Source organism: Bacillus cereus group sp. BfR-BA-01523 (genome assembly GCF_022662615.1).
Lineage (GTDB): Bacteria > Bacillota > Bacilli > Bacillales > Bacillaceae_G > Bacillus_A > Bacillus_A mycoides.
Window position 1 is genome coordinate 18,398 of the sequence record NZ_JAKUDX010000002.1, and the last position, 13,457, is coordinate 31,854.

A 13,457-nucleotide genomic window follows, 5' to 3' on the forward strand; every position below is an offset into this window, starting at 1 on the left:
GGAATGAACCTATGATTACATATGAAGAGAAGGTTATAAAAGAATTGGAGCAGTGGAAAGCTACATTCATGAAAGATTCTTCTATGATGACACGGTTCTCTAAAAAAGTGCAGGTGAAAGTGCAACAACTAGTGCCCGCGAAAGTGCAAAAGGTACTAACAGAAACGATTCGGATGATGGTGCAAACAATTAGTGCTGGATCAAACTTCATAAAACCGAAGCTAAAAGAAACGAACTGGTCACTGCAAAGACGAGACGATGAAGTACGTAAAAAAATGGATGAGTACAAAAAAGTCGCAGCGGCAGAAGGGGCAGGAACAGGAGCAGGTGGTATTCTCCTTGGCCTTGCCGATTTCCCGTTATTACTTACTATTAAAATAAAATTTTTATTCGATGCAGCAACATTGTACGGATTTGATACGAGTAAAAAAGAAGAGCGCCTTTTTATTCTTCATGTTTTCCAACTTGCTTTTTCAAGTGACGATCACCGAAAAGAAGTATGGAAAGCGATTGAAACGTGGGATACAGAAGAAGAAAATCATATGGACTGGGAAAAGTTCCAAACAGAATACCGAGACTATATCGATTTAGCGAAAATGCTTCAGCTCGTCCCAATTATCGGTGCCCCGGTCGGAGCGTACGCAAATTATCAATTGTTGCAAAGGCTTGGAGAAGTGACGATGAATTGTTATCGTATGCGCTTGCTTAATAGAAATTAATTTGTTTTACAAAAAGTATCCTAAATTACACATTTAGGATGCTTTTTTTTATTTTTATTCATATTTTTAATTTTTTTACCAATAATATACAGATAAAGTTACTTGAGCTTACTTTACTGTATTTAGGGGTGCAAAATATGAAAGTATCAATATTTATTACTTGTGTTGCAGATATTTTTTATCCAGAAGTAGGGAAAGATGTTGTGGAAATTCTTGAAGATTTAGAGTGTGAAGTTGATTTTCCAAAAACTCAAACTTGCTGCGGACAACCTGCTTATAATAGCGGGTATGTGAAAGAAACAAAAACAGCTGCAAAACATATGATTGAAGCCTTTTCTAGTTCAGAATATGTTGTGGCACCATCGGGGTCTTGCGCTATGATGGTTCACGAGTTTTCTAGCTTGTTTTCTGAAAGTGAAGCGGATTGGAAGAAAAAAGCTACTGAACTTGGAAATAAAACATATGAATTCACACAATTTCTAGTTGAAGTGTTAGGGAAAGAAGATTTAGGTGCGGAGCTTCATAAAAAAGCAACGGTTCATACATCTTGTCATATGAGCCGATTAATGGGGATTAAGGAACCACCGCAAAAACTATTAAAGTGTGTAAAGGGACTGGAAGTTGTTTCATTGCCGCATAATTATGATTGTTGCGGATTTGGAGGGACATTCTCGGTGAAAATGCCAGAAATCTCTGAGCAAATGGTTGAAGAAAAAGTAAAGCATATTATGGAAACCGGTGCGGAATTGTTAATTGGGATGGATTGTAGCTGCTTAATGAATATAAAAGGACGTTTAACACGTAATGGTTATCCAATTGATGTAAAACATATTGCTCAAGTATTAAATGAAGATCGAAAACAAGGGGGGATATAGAGATGGGAATGAAAATTGGGAACGATCCCTTTCATAAGCGTACTGCAACAGGTATTGGGGATCAATTTATGCGACAGGCTGTCAGGAAAGCGCAAGATGGTCTGAGAGTCAAGAAATTAAAAGCTACTGAGAGTCTTGGGAACTGGGAAGAATGGCGAGCTTTAGGAGAAGAAATTCGAAAGCATACATTAGAAAACCTTGATTATTATTTATATGAGCTGAGTGAAAATATTGAGAAAAACGGTGGTTTCGTTTATTTCGCAAAGACTGCAGAAGACGCAAGGGAATATGTAAAAGAGATTGTAAAAAAGAAAAACGCGAAAAAAATTGTGAAATCAAAATCGATGGTAACGGAAGAGATTAGTTTAAATGAAGCGATTGAAGAAGCTGGAGCGGAAGTGTTAGAAACAGATCTTGCTGAATTTATTCTACAAGTGAACGACCACGATCCTCCATCACATATTGTTGTTCCGTGTCTTCACAAAGATAAAGAGCACATTTGTGAAATATTTAAAACAAAGTTAAATTACACTGGAACATCTGATCCTACGGAAATGGCGAGGTTTGTAAGATCGTATTTACGTGATGATTTTTTTGCAGCGGATATAGGGGTGACTGGATGTAACTTTGCTGTTGCAGAGTCGGGATCAATTTCTATCGTAGCAAACGAAGGAAATGCAAGACTTACTACGACACTTCCGAAAACGTTGATTACAGTTATGGGGATGGAGCGTATTGTTCCGACATGGGAAGAGCTTGATGTTTTAGTAACACTTCTATGCCGAAGTTCTGTAGGACAAAAGTTAACAAGTTATATTACAGGGTTAACTGAGCCTGGCGGAACAGATGGACCTGAGGAATTTCATTTAGTTATTGTTGATAATGGTCGTTCCAATATTGTAGGAACAGAATTCCAAAGTGTCCTTCAGTGCATTCGTTGCGCGGCATGTATTAATGTGTGTCCTGTATACAGGCATATTGGTGGACATGCATATGGCTCTATTTATCCAGGACCAATTGGAGCTGTGTTGACACCGCTTTTAGGGGGATATGGTGAATATAAGGATTTACCTTACGCATCTAGCCTTTGTGGTGCTTGTACAGAAGCGTGTCCAGTGAAAATCCCGTTACATGACTTATTAATTAAACATCGCAGCCGCATTGTAGAAGAAAAACGATCACCTGTAGCTTGGAACGTGGCTATGAAAGGTTTTGAAAAAGCGGTGAAGAGTCCTAGACTATTTTCTTTTGCAGCGAAGAGCGCTCCGTATGCATTAAAACCTCTTGCAAAAGGGGATAAGATCGAGCGTGGAATTGGGCCGTTAAAAGCTTGGACGGATGCGAGAGATTTTCCAGTTCCGAAAAAACAACCGTTTCGAGAGTGGTTTGAAAAACACGAAAAGGAGAACGATGATGGCCATCCAAAATCGTGAGGAATTTTTACTCCAGTTATCAGAAAAGCTTGGTAGGAAATGTCCAGAAGCAGTGAAAAAACCGAACTGGTCTTTTTCCCCGCAGTGGACTGTTTTTGACGGACTGGCGCAAGATGAACTTGTATTAAAGTTAATAGAGCACTGCGAAGTCATTCATACAGAAGTAAAGCGAACAACAAAGGAAAATCTTGTTGAAACATTTCAATATTTAATAAAAGAATGGAATATCAAATCTGCTATGTATTCGAACGATGAGCGCTTTAATGAGTACGGTCTTACTTCATGTTTCAACAATGAAGGCACAACACATTTTCGTGCATGGGGATTAGGTGATAAAGAAGAGGACATAAAATTTGCGAAAGCTGCTGACCTTGGCATTACGTTCAGTGATATGACTCTGGCGGAATCAGGAACCGTTGTGCTATTTAATGATGGGTTAAAAGGAAGGCATGTTAGTTTGCTTCCAGAGTCATATATTGCAATCGTTCCTAAAAGTACGATCGTACCAAGGTTAACCCAAGCTACAAAACTGATTCATGATCAAAGTAAAGCGGGAGAAAACCTGCCAGCTTGTGTGAACTTCGTTTCTGGTCCGTCAAATAGCGCAGATATTGAAATGAACCTTGTCGTAGGTGTACACGGGCCAATTAGAACAGCGTATATTATTGTGGATGATCAATAATGATTTACGTGTGCGACAGAGCGCCCGCGCATACGAGTTGGAAATATAAATGAAACATTATAAGAGTACTGAAAATAGAAAGCGCTGGCTGTTAAATATAACCGGGGCTTTTTATTTTGCGTGCCCAGGTTATTAGTTTTTAAGTTCTAAATTTTTTGAATGAGACATAGAGCTTATACGATATTCTCCGCCACCATATTCTACATCCACAGAGAAAGTTTTACTTTTGTCATCTTTAACATGTCCATTTATAAAAACTGTTTGAAAATCATTGGGAGCAAATTTATGACTTGTAAGGGTTACTTCTAAATTCTCTTTTTCTTTGAAATATTCAATTGTTACTTTTTCTGCTTTATTAACTATTTGTTGTTCATCATTTTTTTTATCTATAGTACATCCTCCTAAAAGTATAAGTGTAAAAATAAAGAATAATCTTATACCGAATTTTTTCACGTAGAATCACTCCATTAATATTGCGTTATATTTCTTTTTCCTAAATTTTATACCCACTGAACATTGTGGTGGGGTATAAAGAAAAGGCACTTTAAAAGAGTGCCTTTTCCTTTATTATTTTAAATGTAAATTTTCACTTGTAGAGATTGAACCTATTGTATATTCATCTCCACCGTATTCTATTGTAATATTAAATGTTTTGCTTTCATCATTTTTTATATAGCCGGAGATAAAGATACCTTGTAAATCACTTGGACCAAATCTATAATCAGTGATTACTACATCTAAGTCTTGTTTTTCTTTGAAGTATTGGATTGTTCTTTCTTGTGCCTTTTCAACTATTTGTTGTTCAGTATTTTTTTGATCTATAGTACATCCTCCTAAAAGGATAAGTGTGAAAGTAAAGAATAATCTTATAGCATATTTTTTCACGAATAATCACTCCATGAATGTTGCGTTATATTCCTCTTCAATAAATTTTATATTCACTGAACATTGTGTGGTGAAGTATAAAGAAAAGGCACTCTAAAGTGCCTGGATTATTAGTTTTTAAGCTCTAAATTTTTGGTGGTTGAAATAGCGCCGATATGATAATTATTTGCGTATTCAACTGAAGCAGTAAATTCTTTAGTTTTATCATTAGTCACATAGCCTGATATAGAGATAGTTTGAAAGTCTTTTGGTCCAAATTCATGATCAGTAATTGATACATCTAAGCCCTCTGTTTTTTTGAAATATTGAATGGTTTCTTCTTTTGCTTTATTAATGATTTCTTCCTCGGTATTATTTTCATTATTACAGCCTCCTAAGGTAGTAATAATGAAAATGAAAACTAAATAAAAAAACAATCTTTTATGCAACATAATTCTCCTCCAATCATTGGTTCCTAAATTAGGGATATATCAAATGTTGCAGAAGAGAAACTTTAAAATGTTTTAATAGGTTCAAATCAATCTAGGTTTTTAAGAATTATTTGAGGGGCTCCTTTTGAAAAAAAAAATAGACACCTTATTGTTAGGTGCCCAAAAGTTTGATACATTGCTTCTAAATTTTTAATGTTAGAAGTTGAGCTTATTGAATATTGATCTCATCCTTTATATACATATGAAATAATTGGAATTAATATAAAGGGCCAACAAAAATATACTTTATTTTCATATTAATTTCAGTCATCATAACTAATACTTTCAACCTTATTTTTATAATTTATATCTGCAGTTATTTTACGGTTTGGATTATTTGTTACATGACCAGATACAAAAATCACCCAAAAATCTGAGGGGGCGAATTCCACTCTTGTCACTGTGACACCTAGCTTTTTATCTTCTTTAAAATGTTGGATTGCGATCTTTTCTGCTTTTTCTTTTAATGCTATTTCCTCATTTTTTTATCCATATTGTATTATTTTTTTAGAGAAAAATTCGTTGAAACAGAACCAACATTATAATTATTATTGTAATCTATTGTAGCAGTGAATTCCTTGCTTTCATCATCTTTGATATGACCAGTTATGAAGACTGATTCTAGATCATTAGAAGGGAACCTGTAATCAGTAATAGTTACATCTAAATTTTGTTTCTCTTTAAAGTAATTAATTGTTTTTTCTGTTGCTTTATCTACTATTTGTTTTTCTTTATTATTTTCCTGCATATTACATCCCCCAATTATTGTACTTACAAAGATAAAAAAGACAAAAAAGGTAAATTTTCGGATTTTAATTCTCATGTTTACCCTCCGTTAATGTTGTTCTATAATTTAGAATATACTAAATATCCCGAGGAGGGAATACTTTGGATAGCAAAAATACACAAGAAGTGTTAGATTTAAGCTTTTATCGAATGGCTAAAGATGCGTATAAATCAGATAAAGAGTTAAGAAATGAAATTACAGTGAATAATGCGAATGATGATACTTTACAAACATGGAAGGTCCGTGAAACATTCCACGACAAACAAACCGGAATGGACGCAGTAGTCTTTGAACGAGATGTCGATGGCAAAAAGCAAGTTATGGTAGCTTTCCGAGGTACAGAAGGGGATAAAATTATAGAGAAAAACTCTTTAGGCATTCCGATGAAGTCAGGGGAAGGCATGAAGGATTTAAAAACGGATACCAATCATTTTGTATTACGAGAAGGTGTTCATGAACCAGCAGCACCTCCTGTAGCAGGGACTGAGAATGAAGGTTCAAAGAAATATTGGAATGAAGAGAATCAGCGCTGGGAAACACACAATCAATTCGAACAGGCTGAAAGGGTCATGAAACAAGTAACGGATACATACAAGGACAGGGATGATGTGGAGATATATACGACGGGTCATTCGTTAGGGGGAGCTTTAGCGGAATATGCAGCGGCATCTAATGATAATGTAAGATGTATGTCATGGAATGCGCCGAGTGCAAAACATTTGTTACCGCCTGATTTACAAGAAAAAGCAAATAATGGTGAGTTTAATAATAGAATTGTAAGTGTTGTTCACGGAAATGATTCAATTGGCTATGGACCATTTGGTGCATATGAAAGTCATATAGGCTCTACTTATGCGGTAACCCCACCAATTTCGAAAGAAGAAATGTCAAAGCTATCATTACAGCAAAAGATCGGGATGGATGTTACTCGATTTTTGAATTCGATAAGTGGCCCTGGTTATCACTATCAAACAGATCAGAACTTCCGGTTTGGAGAGAATGGGTCTTTATCCAATAAATACTTGTTAAATGTAGACACGAATGAAAGAGTTTATGATTCACCGGGCGCGTTATTAGGCGGGGGAGAGATTCGTGTGGTTGTAGAGAATTTGGAAAAGGCCGTAAGAGATATGAAGCAAAACGCGCAAGAATTTCAAGATAGAGTACCGAGGTTAATTTCTAATATGATGACATTATTAGAAACGGCTGAAAGTAGACGGGTAGAAGCTAAAGTAAATAATATACGTGGACATGTAGAGCATTTAAGTTTTTGGTACATACGAACAGCAACGGAAATTTCAGATTTTATTGAGAAGAAAGCCGATGATTATAAGAAGACGGATCAACAATATTAAGGGAGAAGATTAGGATGCCGAGAATTTACTTAAATGAAGAAGCATTGAGCCAAGCTTTACAACAATTTGACCATATGATTCAAGACTTAAACCATAATAAAAGAGTTGTAAGTACTGTACATGATTTACTCTTATCAAGCTGGTCTCAGCTTGGAGTAGGGAAAAAAGCCATTAGCGATTTAGAATCTTTTAAAAAAGATATTGAAAGAAAAATGGAAGAATTAGAGTCTGATAAACGAGAGTTAAAGGGTGCGATTGATTTACTAAAAGCGCTGGACCAAAGTTATGATTACATGGGTCCTAAATATTAGATTACAAGAAGCACTCATAAAGGTGCTTTTTGTGGTTTAAATGGATTAAAGATTACTGTAGTAATTATTGAGGAATATGGCTCGGATCCATAATGTTGATCAAGAAAGTACCATATAGTAGTTTTAATAAAGAAAACTTGCAAATCATTCATTTTCATTTTACAATTTACTTACCGACCGGTAAGTAAAAATAAGTGAGGTACAGTATGACAAAGAATTTACAAACATCGAAGAACATTGTAGAGGCATCATTTAAACTAATGGCAGAGCACGGTATTGAGAAGATGAGTCTTTCAATGATTGCAAAAGAAGTTGGCATATCAAAGCCAGCTATTTATTATCATTTTCCGTCTAAAGAAGCGCTAGTTGATTTTTTATTTGAAGAGATTTTTTCTGGATATTATTTCGTGGGTTACTTCGATAAAGAACAATATACGAAAGAAAATTTTGCAGAAAAGTTAATCGCAGATGGTTTACATATGTTGTCTGAGTATAGAGGTCAAGAAGGCATATTACGCGTTATAAATGAATTCATCGTAACTGCGACGCGAAATGAAAAGTACCAGAAACGCTTATTTGAAATACAAGAAGAGTTTTTAAATGGATTCCACGATTTATTAAAGAAAGGTGTGGAACTTGGTGTTGTGTCACAACATGCAACTGAAGAAAACGCGCATACGTTAGCGCTCGTTATTGATAATATGAGTAATTACATATTAATAGGATTCGATTTAAAGTATAAAGAAATTTGGATTCGAAATGTGAAAAACGTAATGAAGGAGGGGGAATAAAAATGAAAATGCAGAAAAATTGGTGGCTCGGTTTTCTGGGGTTAATTGGAATTTATAAAATCCCAGGTATGATTGAAGCTTTTCAAGCGGATAAAGGTTGGTTCGCGTTAATTAGTTTAGTTTGGCTGCTTTGGTTCGGGTATTTTATTCCTGAGAAAAAAGAGGATAAATAATAAATTTTCAATTTTATGTAAAGTTATGTAAAATATAGATTGAGACAATTCATATATTAGATTAATAGATTTGGAGTGGTTACATGGATCCATTGAAAAATGAAATTCATCCTGACATGGTCAAGGTGTGGAAAGTTCGTGCTGTAATTGAAGAAGGGATAGGTATTCTCGTCATCTTAGTATACTTTTTCCTCATGATAAAGTTTGATTGGTGGGCGTGGATTTTGTATGTGATGGTTGGGTTAACAGTTGCGCTAGCACCATTTTCGTACTTTTTATTCCCGAAACTACGTCAGCGTTATTATAGCTATCAATTAAATGAAGAAGAGCTTGAAATTCAGCACGGTCTTTTCGTTGTAAAGCGCGTATTAGTACCGATGATTCGTGTACAGCACGTTACAATTGAACAAGGACCAATTATGAGAAAATATGGATTAGCAGAATTACATATTTCAACAGCGGCAACTTCTCACAGCATTCCAGGCTTAACGATGTACGAAGCAGAAATGTTAAAAATGAGAATCGCAGAATTAGCGAAAGTGAGTGATGAGGATGTATAAGAGGCAGCATCCCATTACGATGTTATTAGAATTAAAAATAACAGACTTTATACCATTATTTATTTTCATGTTTAGTTTAAATGGAAAGTTTCCATTTTGGTATTTAATTCCCGCTGGATTCGGTTTACTCACCGTCTTTTCAGCGTTTGAAAAATGGTATTACACAACATACTGGGTTGAAAATAACGTATTACATGTGAAACAAGGGCTCTTTGTGAAGAAGGAGAGCTACTTAAATAAAGAACGTGTTCAAACGATTAATACAAGTTCAAACGTGTTATATCAAATGCTCGGTTTAAAGAAAATTCAAATCGAAACAGCTGGCGGAGGCGATGATGCCGAAGTAAGCCTAGCTGGTATTACAGAAGATGAGGCGAAGGAGCTTATTTCCTTACTAAATGAGCCAACTCCAGAAGTAAAAGCAGAAGAAACATCAGAAGAAGTAGTAGAAAAAGAAGTTATGACAGAGGAAAAGCAAGCGACAGAGTACAAATTAACTTTGAAAGAAATTTTATTAGCATCTGTTACATCTGGTCAGTTTGGATTATTATTCTCATTAATCTTTTTCGTGTATCACCAAGTAGATGAGTACATTCCGAAATGGATAAAAAATAGCGTAGAGTCGTATGTAATGGATCATGATATATACGGCTGGATTTACATGGTAGCTATTTTACTCGTCCTTTCGTGGATTATATCTACAATTGGTTACGCGTTAAAACATGGTAATTTCACAGTAAATCGAAAAAACGATGAAGTGCGTATTTCTCAAGGATTACTTGAAAGGAAAGAACTAGTACTAAAGTTACACCGCATTCAAGGGATTACGATAAAAGAAGGTATTTTCCGTCAGATGTTCGGTTATTGTGCTGTGCAAGTCGAAGTCATTCAAAGTAAGGGATTGGGAGAAGAGAAAGACAAAGTTACGCTGCATCCGATTATTCGAAAAGATCGTGTGCAAGAGTTACTCGCTCATTTACAATTGCCATATGAACTGAATACAAATATTACTGCATTACCAAAAGCAGCCTTGCGCCGTTATTTAATTGATAGTTTCATTTTCTTCGCAATGCTAGCAGTCCCGCTTACTGGGATAAGCATATACTTTGAAAAGTATTTCATCATGTGGGCGTTGTTACCGCTAGCTATCCTCATCTTTACACTTGGATACGCAACATTTAAAACAAATGGTTACGGTGTAAACGGAGAACAAATTACGATTATACATCGTAGTATTGGGAAACATACAGGACTTGTAAGAAGAAGACACGTCCAATCAATTGAAAAAACACAATCATATTTCCAGCGCCGAGCGGATTTATGTACGTATACGTTTTCTAGTGCATCATCGAATTATAAACTAGAGCATACGAGAGTAGAAGATGCGGAGAGAATGCAGGATTGGTATAAGAAGAGAATAAGTGAGAATTAATTTGAAAAAGCTTGCCTATTATGAAAGGCAGGCTTTTTTGTTATGGAGAAATGAGTAGTTTGATTCATATATGGGTGCAAATACAGCTCACATTTCTCAATACGTATCAGAAAAAAGTAGTACCTTTCTATTTCAGGGAAATTCGTGAAAATTTTGATATAAATGGTATACTAATATAGAAATAATATTAGGAGGTTATATATGATAAGTCAGTTGAAAAGAGAAGCACTTGATGCATTAAAAGGAAAATGGGGATTAGCGGTAGGGGCAACCTTATTACTTGGAATCCTTATTGGAGCTGTTGAACTTCTAATTACAGGTGTTTTCTCGATGTTTTGGGGTTGGGAAGAAGCAAGTGATTCGCTTACAGTAAGTATTATTGCAATGCTTGTTATTGGTCCGTTAACAATAGGCGCCTACTATCTTGTTTTAAATGTAATCCGTGAGACTAGTGCTCGCATTGGTGATTTATTTAGATGGTTTAGCGATGGAAGTAAGCTTATGAAGTCGTTTTTAACATATTTACTAATGTATGTATACTTGATGCTATGGACATTACTTCTTATTATTCCGGGTATTATTAAATCATTTTCTTATTCTATGACGTATTTTATTTTGAATGATCGTCCAGAATACACAGCGAATCAAGCAATTACCGAAAGTCGCCGTATGATGAATGGACATAAAATGGATTACTTTTTACTATGCTTAAGTTTCCTTGGCTGGTTCATTTTAAGTATTCTTACTTTAGGAATCGGTTTCTTATGGTCTGCACCTTATTTCTATGCGACATCGGCAGCGTTTTATGAAGAGATTTCAAAAGAATATTATAAAAAAGAAGATACTACCTTCTAATAAAACACCTAAACCACTTATCCCCTAAAGAATATAGGGAACAGACGGTTTAGGTTTTTTGATATGTGTACTGTTTTCGGGGTTCACTTCAAAGCTCTTCCCTCTATGTTTTATCATAGAGGGTTATTTTTTTATGTAAAAATGATAGAAAATAATGAATAATATATGTGAAGGGAAAAGTGAGGTGAATGAGATTGAGCAAATTTTTAATTCCGTATTCATTTTCTATATTAGGTTTCTTTATTTCAGCAACGGCACTTGATTTATATGATAGGATGGGAAAAAATGATGAGATGACTTCGCCGAACATAATTGGAAAGATAATTCAATCTACTGCGCAAATGGGAGTCCTTACATTGTATTTTGGAGTACCTATCATTTTAGGTGGCTGTCTTCTTGGTGAGCTATTGTTTAGAGGTATCATTTTACGATTTAAACTAAGCTATATTATATCTTTATTATTATATTTACTTTTAGCTTGTAGTATTGTTTCAGTAACGGTTGGGATTCCAACTACATATGAAGATTCTAATGTTTTTTTCATGGGAATAACTATGATTTGCGCTGTGACATTCTTTGTGGGCCGGAATATATGGGAGAAAAAACAAGTTAATAATGGAGTGACAGAATGAAATATACTTGTCCATGCTGCGGGTATAGAACAATAGAAGAAGAACCACCAGGTACATATGAAATCTGTAACATATGTTATTGGGAAGATGATCCTGTTCAGTTTAACGATCATGACTTTGAAGGCGGAGCAAATGAGGTTTCGCTAAGACAAGCGCAGAAAAATTTCATTGCGTTTGGTGCTTGTGAGGAATGTTTTGTTGAATCAGTTAGAAAACCGACTGGTGAAGATATGAAGGATGCTAGTTGGAAGCAAATTTGTTAAGTGGTTTATAGGTAGAAAATGTTATTACTTATAGAAAGAGAAGTAATAACATTTTTTATTTAGTGATTAAAGAATTGGCAACGTCTTATAAAATAAAACAATAAAGCTGATAGGGTGGTAGGAAGACCAGCGTCGAAAAATGCTTGAAAACTAAAGGATAGGAAATCGACTCGTTAAAATTGTATTTCGCATTTATGGGAATATTAGGAATTTATATAAATGTATAGATGTATAGTCTACGGAGTGTATTTAATGTTATCATATTGGATGATATGGAAATTTTTAATAGAAGAAGCAACTAACAATTCAAAGATAATGAAGCCTATATTGAATAAAAAAATACCTAGTAGTACTGAACAATATTAAAAATAAAATACGTATTTAGATAGAATTAGTAGAAATGAGGGTTTAAAAAGGAATGAACACGAGCATAACACGGCAAAAGATTTTAGCCGCCGCTTCTCAAATTGTTCAATTTAAAGGGGTAGCTAAGTTAACTTTAGAAGCAGTAGCAAAAGAGGCAGGTGTAAGTAAAGGTGGATTATTGTATCACTTTTCAAATAAAGAAGCTTTAATAGAAGGCATGATACTTAAAGGGACAGAGGAGTATCATGGTGCTATTCATAATAGGGTAACGGAAGACACAGAGAAGAAAGGAAGGTGGATTCGTTCTTTTGTAGAGGAAAGATTAAGTAATGAGAAAAGAACAGAAGAGTTGTGTAGTAGTATGATGGCAGCATTAATGCTAAAACCGGAATTACTTGAGCCATTACAACAAGCATTTCAGCAATTGCAAACTAAAATAGAAAATGATGAAATGGATTCTGTTTGTGCCACAATTATTAGATTAGCAGCTGATGGATTATGGTATTCGGAATATTTAGGGATTGGAAGACTAAGTTCTGAATTAAGAGAAAAAGTGATTCAAGCTCTTATCAATGCTTCCTATAAGTAGAATATACAAACTATAGAATAAAAAATAATTCCCCATTGGTTTATTTAATCCGATGGGGAATTATTTTTTTATTAGAATAATAGAACAATTTTGCAGGGTGTTGAATTATAACCGTCCAGACGGTATAGTAATATTTGGTTCAAAAGGAAAATGAAACAAAAAAAGAATAAAAAAATATTTTTAGCACACTATTCGAAAGGATAGGCCGCAAAGCTTAGAGTCTACGGTAATATATTGGTTACTAAGATCGTCTGGTTGCACATTTTTGATGCAACCGGA

The 13,457-nt window shown here is 34.9% G+C and carries 18 protein-coding genes and 1 riboswitch; of the genes, 14 read left to right on the top strand and 4 right to left on the bottom strand.

What is annotated here, in order from left to right; all coding sequences use genetic code 11:
• Positions 1–11: 11 nt before the first annotated feature.
• The 4 genes from ecsC to MR066_RS04520 all read left to right on the top strand — a co-directional run bounded on the left by ecsC (position 12) and on the right by MR066_RS04520 (position 3,709).
• A complete protein-coding gene (gene ecsC, locus MR066_RS04505; RefSeq protein ID WP_002030211.1) occupies positions 12–719 on the top strand; it encodes an ecs operon protein EcsC in 708 nt (235 codons plus the stop codon).
• Between the two features lie 137 nt (positions 720–856).
• Complete coding sequence (locus tag MR066_RS04510; protein WP_242246114.1) at positions 857–1,594, top strand: (Fe-S)-binding protein; 738 nt, start codon at positions 857–859, stop codon at positions 1,592–1,594.
• 2 nt (positions 1,595–1,596) lie between these two features.
• On the top strand, positions 1,597–3,027 hold the full coding sequence (locus MR066_RS04515) for a LutB/LldF family L-lactate oxidation iron-sulfur protein (RefSeq protein ID WP_242246115.1): 1,431 nt from the start codon (positions 1,597–1,599) through the stop codon (positions 3,025–3,027).
• Positions 3,008–3,709 carry a LutC/YkgG family protein gene (locus MR066_RS04520; protein WP_242246116.1) on the top strand — a complete coding sequence of 234 codons (702 nt, stop codon included), beginning with the start codon at positions 3,008–3,010 and terminating at the stop codon, positions 3,707–3,709. The genes MR066_RS04515 and MR066_RS04520 overlap by 20 nt, the downstream gene beginning before the upstream one ends.
• A 132-nt stretch (positions 3,710–3,841) precedes the next feature.
• On the opposite strand, the gene MR066_RS04525 is transcribed toward MR066_RS04520, so the two are convergent.
• The 4 genes from MR066_RS04525 to MR066_RS04540 form a co-directional block, all read right to left on the bottom strand.
• Entirely contained in the window at positions 3,842–4,162 is a 321-nt protein-coding gene (locus MR066_RS04525; protein WP_002188637.1) for a hypothetical protein, read from the bottom strand.
• Between the two features lie 114 nt (positions 4,163–4,276).
• The gene (locus MR066_RS04530) at positions 4,277–4,594 is read right to left on the bottom strand and encodes a hypothetical protein (protein ID WP_002188638.1); all 318 of its coding nucleotides are present in this window, start codon (positions 4,592–4,594) and stop codon (positions 4,277–4,279) included.
• Positions 4,595–4,704: 110 nt separating this feature from the next.
• Positions 4,705–5,025, bottom strand: a complete 321-nt coding sequence (locus tag MR066_RS04535) for a DUF1433 domain-containing protein (RefSeq protein ID WP_201051424.1) — start codon at positions 5,023–5,025, stop codon at positions 4,705–4,707.
• A 538-nt stretch (positions 5,026–5,563) separates the two neighbouring features.
• Positions 5,564–5,887 carry a hypothetical protein gene (locus tag MR066_RS04540; RefSeq protein ID WP_001220548.1) on the bottom strand — a complete coding sequence of 108 codons (324 nt, stop codon included), beginning with the start codon at positions 5,885–5,887 and terminating at the stop codon, positions 5,564–5,566.
• 113 nt (positions 5,888–6,000) lie between these two features.
• Between MR066_RS04540 and MR066_RS04545 the strand changes: the two genes are divergently transcribed.
• From MR066_RS04545 to MR066_RS04590, 10 genes are all read left to right on the top strand, one after another.
• Positions 6,001–7,206 carry a lipase family protein gene (locus tag MR066_RS04545; protein WP_396022271.1) on the top strand — a complete coding sequence of 402 codons (1,206 nt, stop codon included), beginning with the start codon at positions 6,001–6,003 and terminating at the stop codon, positions 7,204–7,206.
• Between the two features lie 14 nt (positions 7,207–7,220).
• Positions 7,221–7,517 carry a hypothetical protein gene (locus MR066_RS04550; RefSeq protein WP_242246118.1) on the top strand — a complete coding sequence of 99 codons (297 nt, stop codon included), beginning with the start codon at positions 7,221–7,223 and terminating at the stop codon, positions 7,515–7,517.
• Positions 7,518–7,723: 206 nt separating this feature from the next.
• Positions 7,724–8,308: a TetR/AcrR family transcriptional regulator gene (locus MR066_RS04555; RefSeq protein WP_242246119.1), complete on the top strand. Its 585-nt coding sequence runs from the start codon at positions 7,724–7,726 to the stop codon at positions 8,306–8,308.
• A 2-nt stretch (positions 8,309–8,310) separates the two neighbouring features.
• Positions 8,311–8,481, top strand: a complete 171-nt coding sequence (locus MR066_RS04560) for a hypothetical protein (RefSeq protein ID WP_002188645.1) — start codon at positions 8,311–8,313, stop codon at positions 8,479–8,481.
• An 83-nt stretch (positions 8,482–8,564) separates the two neighbouring features.
• Positions 8,565–9,041 (top strand): PH domain-containing protein, encoded by a 477-nt coding sequence (locus tag MR066_RS04565; RefSeq protein WP_242246120.1) that lies wholly within the window; start codon positions 8,565–8,567, stop codon positions 9,039–9,041.
• A complete protein-coding gene (locus tag MR066_RS04570) occupies positions 9,034–10,473 on the top strand; it encodes a PH domain-containing protein (protein ID WP_201051428.1) in 1,440 nt (479 codons plus the stop codon). Before MR066_RS04565 ends, MR066_RS04570 begins: the two co-directional genes overlap by 8 nt.
• A 201-nt stretch (positions 10,474–10,674) precedes the next feature.
• Positions 10,675–11,328, top strand: a complete 654-nt coding sequence (locus tag MR066_RS04575; RefSeq protein ID WP_242246121.1) for a DUF975 family protein — start codon at positions 10,675–10,677, stop codon at positions 11,326–11,328.
• A gap of 194 nt (positions 11,329–11,522) precedes the next feature.
• Positions 11,523–11,960 carry a hypothetical protein gene (locus MR066_RS04580; RefSeq protein WP_201051432.1) on the top strand — a complete coding sequence of 146 codons (438 nt, stop codon included), beginning with the start codon at positions 11,523–11,525 and terminating at the stop codon, positions 11,958–11,960.
• Positions 11,957–12,223: a CPCC family cysteine-rich protein gene (locus MR066_RS04585; protein WP_088038781.1), complete on the top strand. Its 267-nt coding sequence runs from the start codon at positions 11,957–11,959 to the stop codon at positions 12,221–12,223. The genes MR066_RS04580 and MR066_RS04585 overlap by 4 nt, the downstream gene beginning before the upstream one ends.
• 418 nt (positions 12,224–12,641) lie before the next feature.
• Positions 12,642–13,178, top strand: a complete 537-nt coding sequence (locus MR066_RS04590; RefSeq protein WP_012260521.1) for a TetR/AcrR family transcriptional regulator — start codon at positions 12,642–12,644, stop codon at positions 13,176–13,178.
• Positions 13,179–13,350: 172 nt separating this feature from the next.
• A riboswitch (cyclic di-GMP riboswitch) is annotated at positions 13,351–13,441 on the top strand.
• Positions 13,442–13,457: the final 16 nt, after the last annotated feature.